The organism is Endozoicomonas sp. ALD040 (genome assembly GCF_049275945.1).
Classification (GTDB): domain Bacteria; phylum Pseudomonadota; class Gammaproteobacteria; order Pseudomonadales; family Endozoicomonadaceae; genus Endozoicomonas_A.
The window spans coordinates 5,438,402-5,460,867 of record NZ_CP184829.1 but is presented as its reverse complement, the minus strand read 5'-3'; the positions used below and the strand labels follow the sequence as shown (position 1 = coordinate 5,460,867).

18 protein-coding genes are annotated in these 22,466 nt (G+C 42.7%); 11 read left to right on the top strand and 7 right to left on the bottom strand.

The annotated features are described in order from the left end of the window. Window positions 1-106: 106 nt before the first annotated feature. Complete coding sequence (locus ACOJUN_RS19690; protein ID WP_422133594.1) at window positions 107-823, top strand: hypothetical protein; 717 nt, start codon at window positions 107-109, stop codon at window positions 821-823. Window positions 824-1,030: 207 nt separating this feature from the next. On the opposite strand, the gene ACOJUN_RS19685 is transcribed toward ACOJUN_RS19690, so the two are convergent. Further along, on the bottom strand, window positions 1,031-2,266 hold the full coding sequence (locus ACOJUN_RS19685) for a lytic polysaccharide monooxygenase (protein WP_422133593.1): 1,236 nt from the start codon (window positions 2,264-2,266) through the stop codon (window positions 1,031-1,033). A gap of 183 nt (window positions 2,267-2,449) precedes the next feature. Next, window positions 2,450-3,718, bottom strand: coding sequence for a hypothetical protein (locus ACOJUN_RS19680; protein ID WP_422133592.1), 1,269 nt, complete (start codon window positions 3,716-3,718; stop codon window positions 2,450-2,452). A gap of 501 nt (window positions 3,719-4,219) precedes the next feature. Between ACOJUN_RS19680 and ACOJUN_RS19675 the strand changes: the two genes are divergently transcribed. Further along, window positions 4,220-5,620 carry a hypothetical protein gene (locus ACOJUN_RS19675; RefSeq protein ID WP_422133591.1) on the top strand — a complete coding sequence of 467 codons (1,401 nt, stop codon included), beginning with the start codon at window positions 4,220-4,222 and terminating at the stop codon, window positions 5,618-5,620. Window positions 5,621-5,875: 255 nt separating this feature from the next. Here the strand turns inward: ACOJUN_RS19675 and ACOJUN_RS19670 are convergent, their stop codons facing one another. The 4 genes from ACOJUN_RS19670 to ACOJUN_RS19655 all read right to left on the bottom strand — a co-directional run bounded on the left by ACOJUN_RS19670 (window position 5,876) and on the right by ACOJUN_RS19655 (window position 13,145). Next, the gene (locus ACOJUN_RS19670) at window positions 5,876-6,874 is read right to left on the bottom strand and encodes a hypothetical protein (RefSeq protein WP_422133590.1); all 999 of its coding nucleotides are present in this window, start codon (window positions 6,872-6,874) and stop codon (window positions 5,876-5,878) included. Between the two features lie 468 nt (window positions 6,875-7,342). Continuing rightward, entirely contained in the window at window positions 7,343-10,909 is a 3,567-nt protein-coding gene (locus ACOJUN_RS19665) for a DUF4116 domain-containing protein (protein WP_422133589.1), read from the bottom strand. A gap of 354 nt (window positions 10,910-11,263) precedes the next feature. Further along, entirely contained in the window at window positions 11,264-12,352 is a 1,089-nt protein-coding gene (locus tag ACOJUN_RS19660) for a hypothetical protein (protein WP_422133588.1), read from the bottom strand. A 388-nt stretch (window positions 12,353-12,740) separates the two neighbouring features. Beyond that, a complete protein-coding gene (locus tag ACOJUN_RS19655) occupies window positions 12,741-13,145 on the bottom strand; it encodes a VOC family protein (RefSeq protein ID WP_422133587.1) in 405 nt (134 codons plus the stop codon). 174 nt (window positions 13,146-13,319) lie between these two features. On the opposite strand from ACOJUN_RS19655, the gene ACOJUN_RS19650 reads away from it, so the two are divergent. From ACOJUN_RS19650 to ACOJUN_RS19625, 6 genes are all read left to right on the top strand, one after another. Continuing rightward, on the top strand, window positions 13,320-13,637 hold the full coding sequence (locus ACOJUN_RS19650; protein ID WP_422133586.1) for a hypothetical protein: 318 nt from the start codon (window positions 13,320-13,322) through the stop codon (window positions 13,635-13,637). 47 nt (window positions 13,638-13,684) lie between these two features. Further along, entirely contained in the window at window positions 13,685-14,836 is a 1,152-nt protein-coding gene (locus ACOJUN_RS19645; protein WP_422133585.1) for a hypothetical protein, read from the top strand. A gap of 419 nt (window positions 14,837-15,255) precedes the next feature. Beyond that, entirely contained in the window at window positions 15,256-16,407 is a 1,152-nt protein-coding gene (locus ACOJUN_RS19640; RefSeq protein WP_422133584.1) for a hypothetical protein, read from the top strand. A 277-nt stretch (window positions 16,408-16,684) separates the two neighbouring features. Continuing rightward, the gene (locus tag ACOJUN_RS19635) at window positions 16,685-17,866 is read left to right on the top strand and encodes a hypothetical protein (RefSeq protein WP_422133583.1); all 1,182 of its coding nucleotides are present in this window, start codon (window positions 16,685-16,687) and stop codon (window positions 17,864-17,866) included. Between the two features lie 81 nt (window positions 17,867-17,947). Further along, the gene (locus tag ACOJUN_RS19630; RefSeq protein WP_422133582.1) at window positions 17,948-19,051 is read left to right on the top strand and encodes a hypothetical protein; all 1,104 of its coding nucleotides are present in this window, start codon (window positions 17,948-17,950) and stop codon (window positions 19,049-19,051) included. Window positions 19,052-19,267: 216 nt separating this feature from the next. Next, entirely contained in the window at window positions 19,268-19,960 is a 693-nt protein-coding gene (locus ACOJUN_RS19625; RefSeq protein ID WP_422133581.1) for a hypothetical protein, read from the top strand. 49 nt (window positions 19,961-20,009) lie between these two features. Here the strand turns inward: ACOJUN_RS19625 and ACOJUN_RS19620 are convergent, their stop codons facing one another. Further along, window positions 20,010-20,294: a hypothetical protein gene (locus ACOJUN_RS19620; protein WP_422133580.1), complete on the bottom strand. Its 285-nt coding sequence runs from the start codon at window positions 20,292-20,294 to the stop codon at window positions 20,010-20,012. 485 nt (window positions 20,295-20,779) lie between these two features. Here ACOJUN_RS19620 and ACOJUN_RS19615 point away from each other — a divergent pair, with 485 nt between their 5' ends. From ACOJUN_RS19615 to ACOJUN_RS19605, 3 genes are all read left to right on the top strand, one after another. Continuing rightward, window positions 20,780-21,307, top strand: coding sequence for a GNAT family N-acetyltransferase (locus ACOJUN_RS19615; RefSeq protein ID WP_422133579.1), 528 nt, complete (start codon window positions 20,780-20,782; stop codon window positions 21,305-21,307). A 102-nt stretch (window positions 21,308-21,409) separates the two neighbouring features. Next, complete coding sequence (locus ACOJUN_RS19610) at window positions 21,410-21,865, top strand: GNAT family N-acetyltransferase (RefSeq protein WP_422133578.1); 456 nt, start codon at window positions 21,410-21,412, stop codon at window positions 21,863-21,865. Between the two features lie 190 nt (window positions 21,866-22,055). After that, a complete protein-coding gene (locus ACOJUN_RS19605; protein ID WP_422133577.1) occupies window positions 22,056-22,337 on the top strand; it encodes a nucleotidyltransferase domain-containing protein in 282 nt (93 codons plus the stop codon). Window positions 22,338-22,466: the final 129 nt, after the last annotated feature.

Below are 22,466 nucleotides of genomic sequence, written 5' to 3'. Positions count from 1 at the left end.
TCGGTATGACCTATGCGAGTCTCCCCGGCATAGCCGGGGGTTTACCTAATGATTAATCAATTCTTGTATAATGTTCTATGTGATAAGTAATAGCGAGGGTCAAATCATGAAATCAATCATCTCCTTTTTAATTTCTCTGCTGCTATTTTTTTCGTTTTCTTTGTTTGCTGATTCTTTTGTATTCGACAATCCGGATGAATACACTATAGAAGTATTTGATGGAGATTCACTCATATACGACCAGCATGATAGAAGCATTTATCTTGATCGAAATCCTAAAACCAATTACTTCATAGTAAGAGTAGACAAGTTCACAACTCCTATAAATCTAGTATTAAACACTTCTTTAAATGAACAGTTCTATACAGGAGGTTGTAATTATAGCTTTACACTAAGTAAAAAAAATGGATGGGCTTTTGAGGGCAGTGATTTTCCTTGCACAAAAGGCCAGGACCATTTAAAAGTTGATGCTCCTTTATTTATCATCCGAAATGATTCGATTGACCCAAGTGATCCAACTAAAAAAGGAATCAATGTCTACCCAGCAATTGCCGCAACTAAAAACGGTTTTACCGCTGATAACCAACGAGGGTTTCTCTATCCAGGAGACACCAGACCTATTACTGAAGACAATATTATATTAATAAACTTAGGTATAAAACGTGGTTCAAACATACAATTAGGATTTTTTGATCCTGGCATTCCTGGCTATATAGTTTGTGGGGATGATGTAATGCCTTATACCGGTCGATATACATTCACACTGACAAAAGATAAAAAATGTATCATTGCAAAAAATATTAACCAGGTAAAAGCTTACTGATTATTGGAATGTTTAAAAATGGGAGTCTCAGTAATTTAGCTGTCTTCCGGTTGCACACCATATACAGCTGAACATAGGCTCCCATGTTTTGATCTGTATATTCTGTTGACATCAATTGCCATTTTTGATGGCCACCGGATTGATAGCTACAAGGTTTTCTCAAAACCGTCAACAGGTCAGGCAAAAGCCCGACCTGAATCAACGAACTTACTTTTTCATCCAGGCCTCGGACCAGTGTAAACCGGTTCCCGGAGCATAATACAAAGTAGACTGATTACACCAACCAGAGTAAGGGAAAGGCTTGCACTGATAGATCTCACCATCTGTGCCAAGGACAACTGAACCAGGCTGATAGCTACCTTTACCTTCCGGATACTTATATTCGTAATTCGGTGTCGGAGAGGGTGTGGGAACGTTATCTGCTTTTATGACGGAAGTGGATGCTGAGTGTTTAGTGTCAGGAGCCCAGATACGATTGCTGAACAGGTTGTCTTCATCATACATCAAATGATTCATCTCCTGATGCCAGATACCAATGAAGGCTTTACCCTGATTGCGATCATTCACCTTCAGTGCCAACTCTGTGGTCCAGAGGTTAAAGTCGGCATTGCTGCTGGTAATGGCAATCTGCTCATCCGCCACTTCTTTACCTGTGCCGTCAAAGAGTCGGAAGCGGACCCTATCACCAGCTTCAGCAATATCGTGCCCGGTACTCACATAGGTTCCAACATTCACCAGCTCAGGTGAAGGATCCGGATCTGGAGAAGGTGTTGGAGCTGGTGTCACCCCATCACTGCTGAAAGCAATGTCAGAACAGTTATAGAAGCCTTCTCCTGCAGGGTCAGCGCGTTGCCACCGCACATAAAGAATACCGGTACCGCTTCTTCCTTCGGGAATATTGATATCCATCTCGAAATACCCGTTCACTACGGGCAGGTCATCATGGCTGTTGATCAATTCGAGATCGGACCAGTGCAACCTTTGTAGGGAAGAATCAAATCCGGGTCTGGTCAAATAAATTCGCCAATAGCTGGGGTTGTGAGGTGCAGTTGCCCTGAATCTCAGTGTGTGTGTACCGGCAGACAATTCAGTCTTTTGCCATTGCGAGGAAGGAATATCCATGCCCGCTTTAGCGGCAGAGCCAGCACTGCAAAGATTACCATCTGTCACAACCAAGCTGACAGCTGCGTTATTATTATAATCAATGACATTGGCAGCAAACTCATTTTTCTGCACAAAAGGGTATGTACCAGACTCCAGAAACGCAGCACGACAAGCTGCATTGGGAATCGTGGAGCCATCCTGATTACCCCAGTAACCCCCATCATCAGCACAGATTGTCTGCCTTGCTTTGGGAAATTCAGTCCAGCCATGACCAATAGCCATACTGGAAAACACTGCAGTGGCCAGCGATGCCAGCCCGACAAAAGAAGTTTTTATCATTTTTATTCTCATCTTTATTTTCTACCCAGACAAAAGCCATGGGATATAAATACGACTTTCAAATACTAATATTAAGACGATGACAATAAAACTTGCGGATAATACCTACTGAGAATTATTGTCAATACAGAATCCGCAACCATCAAAATAAAGTGATGCTGACCCTATTTTTGCCATGTCATTCTACCTCTCACTCTGAACCTCTCTCTCCAAAACAGACAGTTCACAGGTATCAGAATTATAGAGAAAAACATCCAGTTCAAGTCCTAACTTTTTTTTCACTAAGTTCCGGAACAACTTACAGTCTTCTGAAATATAATTAACAATGAGACTCGATAAACCTGCCTCAGTATTTTTTCCATATTTTTTTTCATATGATGATAAATTAACGACCATTCCAACAATGGATTTTTTCGAGTATGAAATAATAAGTTCGTTTTCTAGAGGGCATTTTTCCGAGTTATACTTTAGATCCAATGAATCTTGCAGTGCAGAAATGGACTCCTTTTTAAATTCATGACTCCCCGTTACCGTTCGGTAGTACCCTCCAAAACTGGTTTCCAGCTCAAAGTATTTTGCTTTTTTGGCTTGTTCATTTTTTAAAAAAAAGTTTAAGTCGAAGGCTTTCTCGGGTATTGAAACCCGAAGATCCTGACCTGTAAGCCTCGAGTAAATATTCTGTAGTGCAAAGTTAAAGTATGTGTCCAACATTAAAGAAACAACTTCTGCTCCGACATACTGTTTATCTATTATCTTTAAGAGCTCATCTTTTACAAATTCATGCTTGTTTATACTCCACTTACAAACTTCGCCCTGATTATCCAGTAATCGTGTATACACATCTTTCGAATATATAGCCTTTACTTCGCACTTATCACGCTCAAGAAGAAAACCAATATCTCTGAATAACTGAGTTGGAACATTGGGGGACATATAGCTTACTGATGACACTTGAATGCATTTTCTATGCTTTAGCTCATCCACCTCTAAACTTACTCTGTCATAGCCTGAACGCAGACCAGTTTTTCTAATTTCGAATCGCTTGGGATTTTCAAGCATTTTGGCAATAAGTTTTCCTTCCTTGAAGGCTTTTATAACTTTACTTTGTTTGTAAGCATTACTGTTACCAGGCAGCTTATCAGGCTTACCTACGGACAGTGCAGGCTGCCGTAATAAGGCAGTTTCATCTTGAAGCCATTCTGCATAAGGCTGTGTGGGTAAAAGTTGAGCATCTATATTTTTATGCGAAGGAGAACTATGCTGCCTTGCAACAAAATATTCCTCTAATTTTTTTCTTGTCCTCATGATTCCTGGTTTGAATTTATCATCATCTTTAAGGACAAGGTTTTTAGGTGAAGGATCCACTGTCACAGGAGAGTATGCACTTCCATCTCTCGTTTGGGGCGGTGCCATAGTTGATACAGTTGATAATGGTTTGATAGATGAATCCATGATTAAGCCCTTTCTTGATAAAATGAATGTTTAGAGCCCTAGTCTTCAAGAAAAGTTCATAACAGCAACGACAGCACCCCTAACAAAATCCCTCAAAGACTGCCCGGTCACCTCGCTGGACCGCCAGAATCGAGCCTTTTTTGGCGTCTGACTGACAAATCTTTTGCACTGCATGCCACAATTCTGTGACCATGATTAAGTCATGACTCCCAGAGCAGAGAGTATTTCGACAATTCTTTTACCAGGCCCCTTGACTGAAGCTGTACGATAAACTCCGAATGGTAACTCCAGACTCCATGAACAAAAGCTTCTGGAGCAGAGATATGCTTTAACAGAGAGCAGAGATTAGAAATACTTACCAATGACGCCTATTGTTCACATTTATACTTAAGTAGTACTTCAGTAGGTTATTTTTATCATGACTCCAATTTTTTATTTACCTCAATTCCGGAGAATAAAAAGCAGAAAAATACTTCTCTGTGTCCTGCTGTCTTTTTTTTTGTGCCTGCCGCTTTTTCTGCCTGGGAGTTTAAATATTCTCGTAGCCTGACGGAGTATTGCGATAAAGAAGGCACCAAACTGAAGGAGGACAGTCCCTATCAGTATTTCCTGTGCATCTCAAAAAAAAAGAACAAAGCATCTACGATTTCAAAAGCTGTGAGCCAGGTCATGCCTGTTCCGATGGTGGCTGTTCCAATCAACACACCGGGCGAACAACCAGGCTCTGATGACGCTGAAATTTATTCGGGCTATACCGAAATTGTTATAACCAATACACTTGCCGCAACATCAACCTCTTCGTCTTTAACTGTTTTAGGCGCCATTAGCCTCAATAAAAGTCGTGTGGCCATCAGTGAAAGCGAGCTACCCACACAGGCTCCCCCTATAGCAATAAAAAATGCCTTAGAAACTTTCAGGCAATCCACTGTCTTTAGCGCAAATCCTGATGGAACTCCAATCTACTTTACAACTTCGGCTGTTCAGATGAACTCTGAAAGAGCCAGAACTATTCATGAAGAGATAGGAAAAATAGTAAAACACCTGGATGATCTTGATGAACTAAACGAAGAAATTCCACATTGGATCAGGAGAGTCTGGTTAATGATCCGAAGTTACTATCCGACTTTCACTCGATTCAGCCCTGCAGGGGCATTATTTGTTTCAATATTTTCACCGCTCTACACAAAGCCACTGGAAAACACTTTTACTGACTATATAGAACAACCTTCTTATAACTTCACAGGCTGCCGTGTTTTTGTCATTATCAACACTGAAAGGTTAATAAGGGATATGTACCAACAGGGCGTATTAATTTTTGATCCTAAAAATGGTTTTCCGCTATTGACCAGCGCCAATACGGTGAGAGAATTTGCTTTATCAGCCAACAAATCTGTGCACTCATTTAAGACTAAAGGCGAGTTCATTAGCTTTTCAGACAACTCACTCCAGTGTCAGTGCCCCATTTGCAGCAAAACAGGAAGGCATGCGGCCAGTGCATTTGGAGGCTGTCTGGTTGATGGAATAGTATTACCCAATGTCCTTTTCGTTAATGTCATAGATGAAGTGCGTAATCGACTTGACTCACCTATTGGCAATATATCAGAGATTGAAATGTATGTTCATAACATCTCTGACCCTCGCTTATTAGACCGACCTCTAAAAACCAGGCTCTATAATTTTGTAAATTTCAGTTCTTTTGATGACACGAATGAAAAATTCTTTGGGCGGCACTCCCCGTGCCAATGTGAAAGCTGTCCGAATGTACCGACTAAAGAGTCGGAAGCCTCTGCAGTTTTAGTGACTTTTATTGTGAACGGATTAGTCTTTGTTGCTGCAACAGCAATGGCTATAGCCTGCAACAATGGCCTGAGACGTGTAATCATACATGCCAGAGAACGGTAATCTAAGTACTCAACCATACGAAATCATATTTTCTGACTTATTGTTCAGGCACTCTGACTGCGTTGCAACTCTGGTCACATAGCTTGCTATGTTCCCGTCGTTGCGCCTTGCAGAGCACCTGCCCAATAAGCCAGAAATATTCGATTCCATATGGCTGAGTACTTACATATCTTTTCAGTCAGACTGCTGATGTTTGCCAGGTCGATTAGATAAAAAGGCCCTCCAGAGACACGATGCGGGTCATGTAATAGAGTGTTATTTAAATTGTTCAGGAGAATCAATCCCAAAATGATCATCAGGCAGAAGCCACTGAAGCTGCTCATCCGATACGGGTGGTTCAGAGTTTAAATTGTCTGTATGACCCAAAGTGCTTTGCATTCCTTCCAACAGCAATCCGAGGTCACTCTCGTTGACTATCATCATGCCCATTCCATGATTAGTGAACAAAGTGACCGTTTGATCATCATTTAAAGCAAGCAAAATCCAGATGTCAGAGTGAGGTTCTGGTAATTGATAGGTCGAGGTTCCATCTGATATATAAAAACGTCCCAGAAAGTTCCATCGTCCCTCTTGCAGGAATCTTAAAATCCAATCCTGCGGTTGCAGATACATCATAGTCCAACCCTGCGGATTGAGATATTGAGTAAGCCACTTCCATTTCCATGAACCTGTCATGTCAAGCACCGAGGATGGCACAACACAGGACTCAATATAAGAGCCAAATGTCATGTGCTCAGGAACAAAAAGATTGTCAATACTTTTCTCATCTCCCCTATCATAATCCAGTAAATAGCCATGCAATCGTTTGACCAGACTATTGTCCTCTTCCTGACGGGCCTGCTGTTGTCGCAGCATAATGTAATAGAGATAAGCAAAAAAACGCCTTTCATTCCTCAGTTGCTTCCAGTCATAGCTCGCCAGGTCAGCTTTTATTTCAATGGACAGCCAGCCAATTCTGATAAAGAAGGTTTTCTCAAGCCGATCTAAATCAACATCAGTGATCTCACCTGCCTCCATAAGGGCAAAAAAAACTGTCAGATCTTCCGGACTGAACAAGCTGGCATAGCCTTCACTATCTCCCCCGGGAAGGTTTCGGTGAATATGTCGCTGCATGAATTCAGATCTTTCTCTGAATGTTTGTATTTCATTGCTCAACCTCTCATTCAGCATGACTGGCTGACCTGTTAAACAGTTATTCGCAACGCTCAGTATATTTGCGTTCATTATGCTATCGTCGTCTGTTTTATCATTCAATAGCTCTACCAGCACTTCGCAGAACCCACGCAAACCCCGACTTGACATGTCAGAACTTGTTTCTAAACATCTGGCGCAAACGCCACCCACTGCCCCGAGGTTTGACAAATGTTGGCAGTCAGGACAACTGGCGTTAACCTTTGGCACAGACAGCGATAAAGTTACTAATAGTAATGCAGTGAAAAGTCGCAGCATACAAAGATGCTTAAATAGTCCTGCAGTTTCTCTCCAGGGCCGATTGTTAATGTTCGATTCAGATTGCACTTTATTGTCTCTATTGACCGGTTGAATAAACGGAAGAGTTTTAAGATTCCTGCCACGCTGGTTTGCAGTAAGAACCAGGCAAGGCAGACATGATAAATAATAACAACGATTTCCAACGGTCGCTCAAAGTTATCAACGCATTATAAAGCTCAGATGTGTTTTACGTGATGACAGTATAGTGAACTAGGACTTATGCGCCGCTTTCTAAATAAATTCAAGAACTTTACTGTTTTTTTCAATTGCTGACCTGACAAAGACTGTATCATTTTTAAGCTCATCATCCGCATAAATGAAAGCACGAGGATGCTTTTTAATTAATTTCAGCAAATACTTGCGATCATTCAATATCTCTTTACTGGCATATGATAAGAAACTAATGTCGTCGGCAATGACTCTTTGAATAAGGTGCTTATCGCTTCGGATTCTTTCACTTGCATCATTCAGAGCCATTGGGGACTTTGCGATAGCGGTCATTACAACCTCATCATTGTCCCGAAGTTCCGGGCTGGCATATTCCAGGTCGCCCGGATGTTCTTTAATGGTGAGTAATACAAAATCTTTATCACTTCGAACCCGTTGGCTGGCATAGGTCAGCCCATATTCCAGCAGGATGTTCCTGACCTTTTCTTTGTGATCCTGAAGCGATTGACCCGGTGAAACAATAAACTCCAGATTGTAAGTATGAGGTGGCTTGATAACAAAGTATTCATTTCTCAGATGGCTATAAAAATGCTCAAATAATGGGGTAGCTTTTCGGGAACCAACGAGTAGGAGATGAAATAAAAATTTCTTGCAGTTGTCCTCACCGATCCCTTCATTTATTAACATTTCCTGAGGATTCTCCTTTGATTCTGCCAACCGTAGACTGTCATCCATAAACTGCTTGTGGTGGCTGCTTAATAACTGGCACCAATCGGGAGCGCTGTGGAAAAATCTGAAATAGAACATTGAAAAAAGGCAATGCTGGAAGGCAAATCTATCAGCTTCTGCAAAAGAATCGCTATTAAGGCGTTGTGCAAGAAAGTTAAAGTTCCACTGATCTCCACCAAAAATGGTCGTATTGTGCCTCAAGTGAACTTCCACCTCATCAAGAGCATCATCTAACACTGCGATCAATTTCTCAAAGGCATCCTGCATAGTTTCAGTGGTTTTCATTCGGGGGCATTCGACGATAATTTCTCCCGCTACGGCATTGCTACTTAGCTTCATGCCATCAGCATTTTTATCCAGCTCGATCGCTTGTAATAACTGCACCAGAAACCACATACGCTTCAACCTGAAGGGTTGATCACTGCCATCAGGACTATAAAACTGGTCAGAGAATGTCAGCCGCAAGGTTCGTTTTTTTCCACCCTCTGCCTGTTCAAGTAACTCAATGATACCCACATGATTGCCAAAATTCAGGTTAACAATCACGGCATCAACCATATTGACGACAGTTGCATTAATCCGCATTTTTTCGATGGCTGCTTTGCAGGTCTGATTCAATAGCGCCGTTTTATCGCCCGGGGGTGAGCAATCAACATAGGTGACTTCCTGTTCAGTAGAGACTTTGCCCTGACCAGAAGCCAGAGAGACCATTGCCAACGCTTTTACAAAGCGCTGATGCAGGGCAAAAATCAGGTCATGGACACTCTGAACCTGTTCAGCCTCCAAGGGATGGAGTGCCTGGAGAGAAGATTGCAGATGATGGCAGGTGGCCATCCACTGACGAAACATGTCCGGACACAGTTTCAGTGCTTCACCCGCCTGCAGGGGAAGAATGATACGCTTTAACGCTGATCCGATGGTCTCTTTCAGCGTCCCGAAACGGTTAATCAGTTGTGGTAATTCATCGTGCAATGACTCGAGCTGGGGTGAAAGGTGCTCACCCGCCAGTAACAGGAATGCCCGGTAACCTCCCAACAGTGCTTCAGCTCCCTGAAGCAGCAGGGTTACGTCATCCTCTGTCTCTGACATTATCTTTAAGCGTTCTGGAGACATGCTTAGTTTTATTGGATCTGCAAGACAATCCAGTCCGCCGCCGGCGGCAAAGAATGCCAACAGGCGGGCATTTTGATCCACAAGCCATTGAAACCCGCTGGCAACTTCACGGAAGGTCCCTTCAGGGGGAGATAAATCATCCGCTGACTTGCCGATTCTTACTGATGACACATCAGAGAATCCAAAGGATTGGGTTCTGTGACTGACCAGTTTTCCAGTAAGGTCACCGTTAACAATAAACGCGCGGGGCATACCGTCAAAGCGGGCGCAGACCAGCGTGGCTTGTTGTTCATCCTGGCCCGTCAATGTCAGGCACTGGTCACCGGCCAGCATTAAAGGTATTTTTTTCTGTCTCAGGAGGATCGCAACATGATCATTGAATCCTCCAATAACAAAGACAAAACCCGCAATCCGCTTCAGGCAATCAGGCTCAAGCATCCAGTCTTCAGCGTGTCGTGCCACGACAATGGCGCCGTCTGGCATAGAGTCTGCCTTTTGTTTTTTGGCCAGCCAGAGTGGTCCGGTGCAATAGCCTTCGCTGATGCCCTCGCCACTGGCAAGGGTTTCTTCGGGTTCGGCCATGGCAAAATCCATGCCCCCGGAAAGTCGGGTAATTGGGCGCACCTGCAACAGGAACAGACGACCCTGTTGATCGATGCCAAACTCCACATCCACAGGACAGAGCAACAGGTCTTCAAGTATTGCCACTGCCTGCCTGAGTTCTGAAACCAGGTCATCACTGAGTCGTTCCCCAACACTGTCTGGTTTGCCAACGATATTATGAATCTCTGTTTCCGAATAGCCGTCGTTATCGCTATTCCTTTGCAAGATAAAGTGACTTGAGACCGTCCCGGGAAAGTAAGTCACCTGGTCAGCCCCTCCCCTTCGTTCAATATTGATGCGGTGAGGCATGTTAACGGACTTGCCAGCCACTGCGCCTCTGGGCTGACCGGATGAGTACTCAACCCTGATGGTATTATCCTGGAGTGATTGAAAGCTCATGGCTACACCGCCACATTGGCAGACAATACACTGTTGGATGATCAGTGCCATAGGTTCCGGTATACCCCCATGACAGACTCCAGGCCTGTAACCTGAAGCCATAACCTTAAGACAGGTGCGCAATACATCATCTTCTCCCTGAATTTCAGAAAGGTATTTGCCCGCCTGGACATCGCCGTAGTTGTCTTCATTGATACCAGAGCTGCGGACAATAACAGGCTGCGATAGGGATGGCCCGCCCAGTTCAAAGCGCAGATCCCTGATTTGTTGAGCCGTTTCTGAATCTTTTACCTGCTCGTAAAAGTCATGACTGGCAACAAATTTTGCCAGCCCTGTCAGCCAGTCAACCCATCTGGTAGGCTCTGAATCCAGCCAGCCAGTGAGGTGCTTCCTGATATCCACCAGGCTGGTTTCTGCCCCCAATTCAGCCACTATTTCAGGAAGGTACGGGGCTAAACGACGGTTATCCAGTGGCTGTTGTTCAAGAGCATTCGTCAAAGAGGCTGCAACACAACTGAAGGGTGGGACTGTCAGCCCTGCTTCCTGCATACGCTGTAAAAACATACCCTTGCCCCCGAGCTGTTGCCGGTCGGGGAGAGAATGGTCAGAAGAAACAGGAAAAGGTTTACGGCAGATGCGCTTGGCTAATGGTTTTGTCTCGGTCAGAGTGTCATGGGGATCAGTACCCTTTAAATATCTCTTGGATGGGCTTTTGGCCCCGTTATTTTGAGAGGGTTGAGTGGTCGGGCTTTGATAATCAGGACTGCCAAATTGAGGATTTAGCATCAAGATCTCCAATATAACGTCTAATGTTTGTCCATGACTTAATGGCTAATATCTGTGGTTTTCAGTGATCATGGTGCCAAAAAGTTGGAAAAGAAAATCATTCATCCCGGTTGGACAGTAATATTTCTATAAAGTTCAACCGTTACAATGAAGTAGTTAATTTGGTCATTATCATAAGTACCTTGCCATCACCGGAGCCGATTGATAAGCAACAAAAAGATTTACGTGAAGAGCATGAATACGGGTTAACAATTCATGTTGAGGAATATAAAGGGGGCTCAATACCGACAGACCATCCATGGTCTGAATCGCTCGCAGATAGTACCGGCCTGTTACAGTTTCTACAGGCTGTCATCAGGACCCGTTAGGGGAGACTTTTATACTAAACGGATTAGCTAACTGTTGATTGCTGGTTTCGAGCAATCTTCTTAGCTGATCGGCATCCACGCAATCCGATACCTGGACATTAAACGTCAGTATCTGTCTTTCAACCTGTCGTTCAAAGGCTCTTAAATTGTAGCCACCCGAGCACTTCAGTAACTGCGCTATTTGCTGCAAAGCGTCGATTTCCTGAGTGATCGTCAAGCCGTTCCTGCTGAATGTGAAGCTCACCTGAAAATGATTTGGAAACTGGCTATGGCTAAAAAAAGAGATAGAGCCAAAAGTAGATAAACTTTCTGCTACTAACCATCCGAATTCCATGCCAGGTACCCCTGTACCAAGGTTGCCAGCAGTGCGTGCCGCTGTTGAAAGAGTCCTCAAAAAAATTGCAAACTTTCGACGCCACCCGCTTAGGTTTGTGAGCGAATCACATGTACAGCTGCCAGAGCTCACGGAAGGCTGATTGGCATAGATTAGGATCGGCTCCTCCATCAGATTGATAAGCGTCATAACGTAATTACGCAGCTCGCTTTCAGGTATTTCATGAGCCGGTAAATGTTCTATTTCTGTTGCTGTTTCTATGTCTGTTGCTGTATTAAAACTTGTCAACCAAGCCAAAACAGTAGTACTTCCGGTTGTCAGGGAACGAGTCCAGTCATTAATATAATCTATTAATGTCGTTATAACTGGCAAAGCAGCTGTTCCAATTGCCGGGTAAGCCGGTAAGCCACCAACGGCTCCACACTCTTCCTGAGGGACTGATGCGCTATCAGTCCTGCCAGATTCCCGGGGAGGCAAGTCATCAATGGTTCCGGATTCCCGATTTGCTCTGGATAACAACCCGGAGGATGGCTCTTGTGGCCCCTGCACTTGCGATGATCCATCGGTTTCTGTATCGGGCTCGACTGATAGCAATAGTCTGACGTATGACTTGGTGCCTTTAAGGTGAAGCAGGTAATATCCTGCTAATGAAGTCGTGGGCATCAGCAGGATTGCCAACACAGTGATAAAACTCCACAAGACTTTCAGGTTGCAATATTTTTTTATAACCTGCTTTTTCATAACCAGACCTGTTCATAACAAACCACTAAAAGTAGTTAAGCCACTTGATAACAGGTGGTCTTTACTTAGATTATTTTCGACTTAGAGAGGGTGCCCGCTCAACCCATAATGGTTTCGGCAATTTTCCGAAAAGACTTGGTCATATAGTTCTAAAAATACGGCGAGCCTGACCAGATCACCGCGCCTGAATCTTTTCAGAATCGCTTATCACCGGTGACATACAACCACAGCCCCCGCTGTCGTAGAGGATACTAATCCACGACAGGGGAACACTTTACACAAGCGATCAGTCCGAGCGCTTCGGCAATAGAAGCCAGAGAACGGTTTGTTTTCCTGATTTTTTTCTCGTAGTTAGTCCAGCAAGGTTAAAAGACAAAGAAAAACTCATTCATCCTTTACCCGCTGGCTGATGGAACTCAATTACATTGCTATCAGGATCACGGATAAAAAGCAGTATTGAGCCATTGTTTGTAGTAACAGGACCTTCTGTGATAGTGATTCCAAACGCCTGCAGCTGCTTCTGAACCTCATGGATATCATCCACTTCAAGCGCCATATGGGTATAGCCCGGGTGCTTTTGGTCAATATCCATCAGGATATTCTCTTGCGGCTGAACCGTTGCGTTCAGGATGAAGTTCAGGTTGACGCCACAGGGGTGCTCCATAATGGCAACCGGCTCTGGCCCCACAGGCCCTGCCAGAAACTGGAAACCGAGCTGCTGATAAAAGCTCCTGGTCGTCTGCAAATCGCTTACCCGAATGCCCACATGGTTAATTCTGCTGACTCTTATCATCACTCACCTCCGTCAGACCCATAAGTACTCAACCGGTCTGACTGTTGTTTAACAGCTGAATTCCTGTTAAGTACCTAACCAGTTGGTTTCGCATATTCTGGACGGCGGCTTTTTCCATCCTTCTACGTTACAACTCTGGTTGCGTAGCTATGGCTACGCGCCCGTCGTTGCGCCTTGAAGGATGAAAAAATCCACTCGCCAGAATATGCGAAACCAACTGGCCAGGTACTTATTACAATTTATCAATTCCACCCAGTCATGTACAAACCGAACGCTAAACAAACCCTGACTTTAGAATTAATAATACCTGAATTATTAAGTACAACTCTACCTGCCTTTATTCATATAAAAGTACAAAATACTGAAATCGTTAACGAAACCATGCAACCAAAACATTATAATCCGGCACAAAGTTTTTCAAACATACCTGTATGTTTACCCATTATTAAAATCCTCAAAAAATATCTCACCAATGACTTGAGCTATCCTTAATTGCCTACATCGGCAAGTTGATTTTAATGAAAAACAGGTGATTGACAATGAAAATGCACGTCAGATCAATTATTTTTTTTCTACTATTATTGCTACCATTTTATTCGCATTCAAAAGATTTACACCTCAATTGGAAGCTGGAACACCATAATAATTTGCTACTAAGTGGTAAAACAGTAACAACCAATCAGGTAAGTCATAGCAATTCTTTAACAGGTTGGAATGATCACCCATCAGAGCTGGATATTTCCACTCCACCTTCTGTTTCTTGTTCAGGGGACAGTTTTGCCATTTATTATGACGTAGTCTCTTTTACTACTGTGAATTTTGATCAAAATAATCCAGGTTATACTGTGCCAAAGCTTTTTAATACTTTATTAGGCAATGGCAATGATCGTCTTGACCATAGTTTCAATACTCAATACACACTAAGAGGTCACACAACAAAAGCAAGTAACCTTGCTGAACTCTTTTGTTGCGTGCTCTGTCATCCTTTTTATCTGGGATTCAAGAAATGCTCAGCCAAAGTCTCACATGGATCTGACAATGAGCTGGCCAGAATCAAAGCATTGGAAGCAGCAATAGCAGCCGATTTTCCAGAGCATATCACTATTCATAAATGCGCTTTATATCATGGGGCTGTGGACAGTCATCATAAGATGCTTTCATCATCAAGCACAGAAGCTACAGACGCTAAGACTCATATATTTGATCTTTTCCTGAATACTCCGGAAACACAGCATTGGCTAATAGAGAATCTAAACCCAAAAACCAACCAGAGGTTAGAACTGATAATACCTGAGTTATTCAATACAGCAGCACCTGCTGCAATTCTTGTGCAAGAGAATAACGGGGAAACTAATGATGAAAGCCTGCAACCATCACATTTTTTATCATTAGATTTTACCAATGGAATTAAAGTACAATATCACCTTAATCGAGTCTCCGACATAGAGATTGAGGTACTAGCAATTGTGGTAAGCGCTGAGGGGTATACCCTCACACTCGTAGTTAATAATTATGATATTACAGCTAACCAACCTCCCCCACATTATGCGGCATTACCAAAAACCTGTAACTGTAACGGCGCATGTAATTGTGACCATTCAAGGGCAAATGATACTGATAATTCAGATAATCGGATTCATAGAATTAACATTATGAATCCTCGTATATTTTTTCCTCATACTCGTCTGTGAGGCTGAAAATGAGCGTCTCCGTTGGGCAGTGGACGTTGGCAACAATCTGCTTCCCAGCCCCCTGAGAGTCATTCAGATGGTAAAATGACCCTGGCCAACTGAGCGAAATTAACAGCAACAGAATCCCAGCAGTGACTCTGTTATGATGCTTTTGTCGAATCGTGCCATCTTTGTGTCAATTCGCTTCAAAACTGCCCCACATCAGTGAATACTCGCCCTTATTTATACCAGGCTGTCGCTCAAGACAATACGTCAGTTTCTACCTGATCGCCACTAGCAGCTCGCCGAAGATTTACATTTATACAAAGACGTCTATTGGTCGCTAGAAGAACTCATAAAAAAAGTTATATCAAATGTTTAAGCTATTCTAAGCTTCAAATGTCTGGAAATTGATATTCGTAAAAAATAGGTAGTTAGTAATGAATATAGACGTCAGATTAATTATTGTATTCTTTCTCTACTCGCTATCATTTTATTCCAACTCAAAAGACTTACACTTTAACTGGAATCTGGAGCTGAACGACAGGTTGCTGCTAAGTGGTACAGCCACATCATCCCATCATTGTGGTCATAGAGAAGATTTAACAGAATGTAATTATGAAGACCTTACTCAATCGAAGACTGATTGCTCAGGGTATGATTTTTGCATTTATGAAGTAACTACTGTTACCTCTATAGAATTCAATCAGACTCAATCTTGTAATATTATACCAATGTTCTTTTACAGTTTGTTAGGAGATGGCTTCAATAGCCTTAAACATAGCTCCCTGACTTGTTATACACTTAGAAGTCAATCGCCAAAGACGACATCTTCAATTGCTGAACTGTTATATTCCACTTTCTGCACTCCCTGCTTCATGCCTGCTGAGCTGGTTTCTCAAGATTCGCAAATTCAGCAAGAAAGAGTGAAGGAGTTGAAAGCAGCAACACCAAACCATTTGCCAGATCATGTAACTATCCATAGCCGCTCAATATTATCTGAAACAGCTGTGTCAAATGATCGTCATACGTTTTTATTGTCAAATACAGAAGCTATAGACGATGATACCCATATATTTGATCTCTTCCTGAATAATCCGGAAACACAAAAATGGATAATAGCGCATCTAAATCTTAAAAACGGAATGATGTTACAACTGATAATACCCGGGCTATTCAATACAGCTTTACCCGCTATGATTTTTGTGCAGCATCAAACCAGTGGAGATAACAATGTAAGCCTGCAACCCTCACATTTTGTATCAATATATTTTCCTAACGAAGCCAGAGTGCAATACCACATTAAGAAATTATCCAATAATGATATACAGGTATTAGCAATTGTAGTTAGCTCTCATCTTTACACCCTGACATTCGCTATTGATAACTATGATATTTCAGCCAACCAGCCTCCTGCGTATTCTAACCAGGCAGAAGTAGCACCAGCAAACACCTGTCATTGCCGAGGAGCATGTAATTGTTCCAACCAAAGAAAAAATGATACAGATGAATCACAGGGCACAGAAGACTCAGATTATCAGAGTGACAGCATTATTGGTCATGTAATTTCAGGTCTGGAGCAGTTGAAGTGAACATCAGATTAAACTACTTATTCTCCTGTATATTTCTCAGGCTTTATCATCTTGAAGCGGTCGAGAATAGGATTACCCGAAGCCGACTACATTCACGAAGACAGGTAAAAACACCCACATATCAGGTTGACAAAAAACTCTATACGTTTTTTTAGAGTTGTACAAGGACGTCTAATAGTTATTACAAGCTTCATGAAATTGTTATATGAAAGTTTTGTGCTACCTTTCACCTCTGATTTCTAAAATTCGATATGAGTGAAAAAACAGGTATTTAACAGTGAAAGAAAGCGCCAAATTAATGATTTTATTCTGTCTTATCTTGTTATCATCTTATTCAAACTCAGATGCCTTGCACTTTAAATGGAAGTTGGAGCATTTGGGTAGATTAGTACTCAACGGCACAGCCACATCATCCACTCATTCTAGTCATAGCGGGCCTACAAGAGAATGTTACTGGGATGATCCCACCAAAGGTTTTAGTGATCTATCCGGGGATTACATTCTCATTTATGAACTGCTTTCTTCGATCAATATAGAGTTTAATCAGCAGAACTCTGGAAATAATGTACCCGTTTTTTTTTATGAGTTGCTAGGAAATGGCCTTCATAACCTTCAACATAGCTTCCACACTCGTTACACACTAAGAGGTCAAATTGAAACCAGGAAATCCATGATTACTGAACTTATATTCTGTTTATTCTGTCCTTGTTTTTTTGTGGCTGGCAATGGGGATTATCAAGACTTGTTGGACGAAAAAGTAAGAGCGCTGGAAGCAGCCACACCAGAACATTTGCCAGAGCATGTAACTATTGACAGCCGCTCTCTATCTCATACAGCTGTGACCAATAATTATCAACAGTTTTTATCGTCAAACACAGAAGCCATAAATGATAACACCCGTATATTTGACCTTTTCCTGAATACTCCGGAAACTCAACGATGGATTATAGGGCATCTGGATTCAACGACCAACCATGTATTGGAATTGATAATTCCCGGATTAATCCGAACTGCTATACCAGCTACAGTTCTCGTGCAAGAGCAAGGCAGTGAAAACTTGCAAGCGTCACATTTTTTATCATTAAACTTTCTGACCGGTACTAGAGTGCAATATCACCTTAACAGGTTATCCAACAATCAAATTGAGGTACTGGCAATTGTTATTAGTTCTGCTGGTTACACTCTGACACTCGTTATTGATAATTATGATGTTATAGCAAACCAGCCTCCGCCACATTACACCGAGCTACCAATACAGTTACCATTACAACAAGCCTGTCATCATCATGGGGCATGTAATTGTGCAACTTCAAGAAATAATGATACCCATAATTCAAATTATCAGCGTGAAACCATAGGTGATAATGGCCAGGACATGCTCAATCATGCAGAAGTGATAGTGCCGCTGGGCACCCAGGAATCGCAAGATATGGATGGCAAACTCAATACGAAACTGTAATGAACATCAGGTTAAGCTATTTCCACCTGTTCACATTTCTCAAGCATAATCGTTTTACCTCTGAGCAACAGGTAGTTAACAATGAAAACAAACGTCAGTGTAATAATTTTATTCTTTCTCTACTTGCTATCGTCTTATTCAAATGCAGAAGACTTGCACTTCAGATGGAAGTTGGAGCATCTGGGTCAACTTGTACTCAATGGTAAAGTCACATCATCCACTCACTCCGGTCATAGCGAAGCCACAAGAGAAGGCTATTGGGATGTCCTCACTAACTATTTGAGTGGTATTTCCGGAGATCATTTTGTTATTTACGATCTGCTCTCTGACACCAATATAGAATTTTACCCGCATGATCCGACCATTAATGTGCCCGATTTTTTTCATGGCTTATTAGGAAATGCCAGCCATGACCTTCTACACAGCTTTCATACTCGTTACACACTAAGAGGTCAAACAACAACCAAAACAGGATCTATTGCCCAATTATTATGTTGCATTTTCTGTCTTCCCTGTTTTTTGAGTAGCAAGATAATTAATCAAGACATTCTGGAGCAGGAAGCAAAACTGAGAGAGCTGGAAACAGCAACACCAGACCATTTGCCTGAACATGTCACGATCGATAGTCGCTCTATGGCTCATATAACTATGACCAGTCATTATGAAACGCTTTCGTCATCAAACACAGAAGTTATAGACGATGATATCCATATATTTGACCTTTTCCTGCGCAATCCGGAAACACAAAAATGGATAACAGGATATCTAAACTCGGAGACCTACCTGACGCATGAATTTATAATACCCGGGTTATTCAATACCGCCAGACCTGCTGAGGTTCTTGTGCAAGAGCGAGACAGTGAAAACGAGAGTGAAGATGATGACACCCTGAAACCAACAGATTTTGTATCATTATACTTTGATGACGGAACCGTCCTGCGATACCACCTCAAGAGATCACTCACCAATGACCTTCAGGTATTAGCGATTTCGGTTAGCTCTAATTATTATACCCTGTCGTTTGTTATTAATAATTATGATGCTTTAGCCAACCAACCTCCCCTGATTCTCTCTTGGGCGGAACTTAGATTCTTTGATCCCTGTGATTGTAGTGGAGCATGTAATTGTGCACTCCCAAGATATAATAATAGAGATGGCTCAAATTATGAGAGTGTCACGCATTAGTGTTTATGTATTTTTTAGTGTGAAGCAGTCAAACTGACATCCGCTTAAGCTGCTTCCATCTGTTTATACTCCCACAAAGGCAGTTAAAAACACCTATACATTAAGTACCTAACCAGTTGCTTATGCTTACAAAAAAAACTCAAACGTTTTTTTTTAAACTAGTTTGAATACTTCACAACTAATGATAAAACTGTACTATAAACTGTGAGGTTTTCGTTGAATAAAACATTTCCTTCTTTCTCAAAAACTTTAACTCCGTCTTTTCTTCTGGCTGTTTCGATATCTCTGTCGACGAGCACCTATGGATTACCAAAGGACACATTGTGTGAAGAGTATGGAGAGCGTTTCAATTTGGCTAACTCACCCTCCAGTCGTGGAGGAGCCTATGGCGAGTGGATTGATAATAAATGCAACATCACTGTTCTTCCATTAAGCGAGCTCAACAGGAAGGTTTCTCTTGTAGATGCCAGACTCCCGATTGTTTTGAAACCATCTCCGGTTTCTGACTCGGGAGGCTCCATAGCCCGCGACGGTCAAAATCACAAAGAAGTAGATGTGTCATTTATTTCATTCGACAACATAGAACCCACCTCGCATACAGTCAAATATTATCCAATGTATTCTCCCAGTGCTAGCAATGATGGTTATTCTGATGGCTTAACACGGAAAGAACCCACCTTAATGGCAGCTCCGGGCTATGAAGAGGAAGTTCTTTTGGAACTGCCGGGCGATGTGATTATTGAAAATGGTTTCATCATCGATCGCTCTCAACTCAAACCCACCATCAGTGGCTGTTTCCATTCAGGTCTTGCCCTTTTTGGCGCATTGATTACTGGCGACGTTTCAGGTGTTGGCTTTTTCAGATACAGGTCTTCCCGCATGCACTGGCTTATATATGGGAGGACCTGACTTCACAGCCCCTGTCAGCAAAATCCGACAGGCAACTAAAAAAGGTAACTCAAGAGGCAGTAACGGAAAAGCTGGCGCCAAAAGCAAGAAAAATGGAAATGGCCAGAAAGGTGGTAGCCATGGACGCAATGGAAAAAGTAGCAAAAATGGTAAAAACTCGGGTGCCAGTGGTGGTGCCGGTGGCGGCGAAGACCCCTTTCACAGCAATAAAGGCCTTCACTATATGACGGAGCCACTTTATAAGACGGTTGGTTATAGATGCCATAAAAAACCTGGCCAGTAAGAGACTGGAGAAAGGCTTTGATCGAACTTCAGCCTCGTCAAGATCACTCATAGGACAAATCAAAAAAGGAACAAGGTCCTTGTCAGATGATCAGAGAGCATTCATTCACAGTACTGAGCTCTATAGATCAATCAGTTATTTATTATAAGTACTCTGCCATACGGAATCGAATATTTCTGGCTTGTTGGGCAGGTGCTCTGCAAGGCGCAACGACGGGAGCATAGCAAGCTATGTGACCAGAGTTGCAACGCAGCACGACTGCATGGATGCAGGAGCTAGAGCAACGCAGGAGCAGTTGCCGCGAGTGCCTGAACAATGAGTCAGAAAATAAGATTTCGTATGGTTGAGTACTTAAAGTCCTTTTGATCCTGAAGCACTCTTCAATCGACGATATTGTTGAGTGCTTTTGATGAAAGTGTTAAAGGCCAAGCCATGTCAGTGACTTTAACATTATCTCAATAAGCCCCAAAACAGGGATTTTTGTTTAAATCCATGGCAGGATATCAAACAGGAAGAAACAACAAGAGTCTGACACTATGGAAAAAACAATTGCCACAGACCGGTTAATCCTCAGAGCCTTCACTCAGCAGGATGCTGACCAGGTACAGACACTGGCTGGAGAGGAGCAGGTAGCCAGACTGACCGAAAATATTCCCCACCCCTACCCGGACGGACTGGCAGAAAAATGGATTAAAGATCAAGAAAGCCTGAGAGAAACAAACAGCGCTTTTGTGTATGCCATCAAATTGAAATCATCAAGTACACTGATCGGAGCCATCGGATTGAATAACGCAACTCATACCGAGGCTAAATTAGGTTACTGGCTGGGTCTACCCTTCTGGGGGCAAGGGTATTGCTCAGAAGCCGGACAAGCACTGCTAAACCACGCCTTTGAACAGTTACCACTCAGCCAGATCCGGGCCAGGGCACTGACCAGGAACATAAAGTCCGAACAGGTTCTTTTAAGGCTCGGTTTTCGGTCCACTTCGGAAATTCTTGAAAAAGTAAAAGAGGACATGGATACGGTAAAGTATTATGTTCTGAACCGGAGTCATTCACGATGAGCCACCGAAACTAGTCAAGATCGTGATGCTCACCCGGCAGCCAGCGGATCACAGCATCAGCTTTGCAGATTAAATAACCATTCAGCAGTAAAAGAATAATTTATGGAAATAAAACTAGACGACCTACAGGGTCAGGAAATTGCCCATCTGCTCCAAGACCACCTGGATGATATGTATAGTCACTCACCGGCAGAAAGCGTTCATGCCCTCGATATTGAGAGGTTGCGTTCGCAAGACATAACCTTCTGGTCCGCCTGGATAAACCGCAACCTGGCAGGTTGTGGTGCATTAAAAGCCCTCTCGCCCTCTGAAGGCGAAATCAAATCCATGAAAACCTCATCTGGCTTTCTCAGAAGAGGTGTAGCTTCCGCCCTCTTAAAAAATATTCTCAGTGAGGCAGAACGAAGACAATATAAGACCGTGTACCTGGAAACAGGCTCCATGAATCACTTCAAACCGGCCTGTGAGCTTTATGAACGCTTTGGTTTCGAGCCCTGCGCACCTTTTGGAGATTATCACGAAGACCCCAACAGTCTTTTCTTTTCAAAAAAACTGTGAACCCATAGCGCCCGGAATTCTGAGTGAATACCGGGTGGCTGGTTGCCTGAATCTTTATCATACCCCTGGAACAACACATCTCTTTTACAGGCAGCAAGTAAACACAAAAATAATGCAAGACCCGTCGAGAGCTTTTTCTGGCACCTGTGAAACGATATGATTTTCCCCGAAAATCATCCGGATAATCATTATGAGATTGACTGAACAGGAACAACAGATCATCAAAAAGGTCATTCAAGGTTACGATGCAAAGTCAGTGATTCTATTGTTTGGTTCGCGTGCTGACAGCGGTAAGAAAGGCGGCGATATTGATCTGCTGGTAACTTCACAAACACTGGGCATTGTAGATAAACTCAATATTCTCGCTGATCTGCATGATGAACTGGGTGAACAGAAAATCGATATTGTGTTAGACAACGATGGTTCCGGAAATTTTGCCAGATCAGTTCTCCCCACTGCGATTAAACTTTGAATAAATTGATCCGCCACAGGGTGACCCATGACTGATAAAATTGATCACTACCTGCATGACAAGCTGTCATAAGCCGTCATGGGTAGCCTTCTATACTGAGAGTGTCTTCTTTCAAAACACAACAAGGAC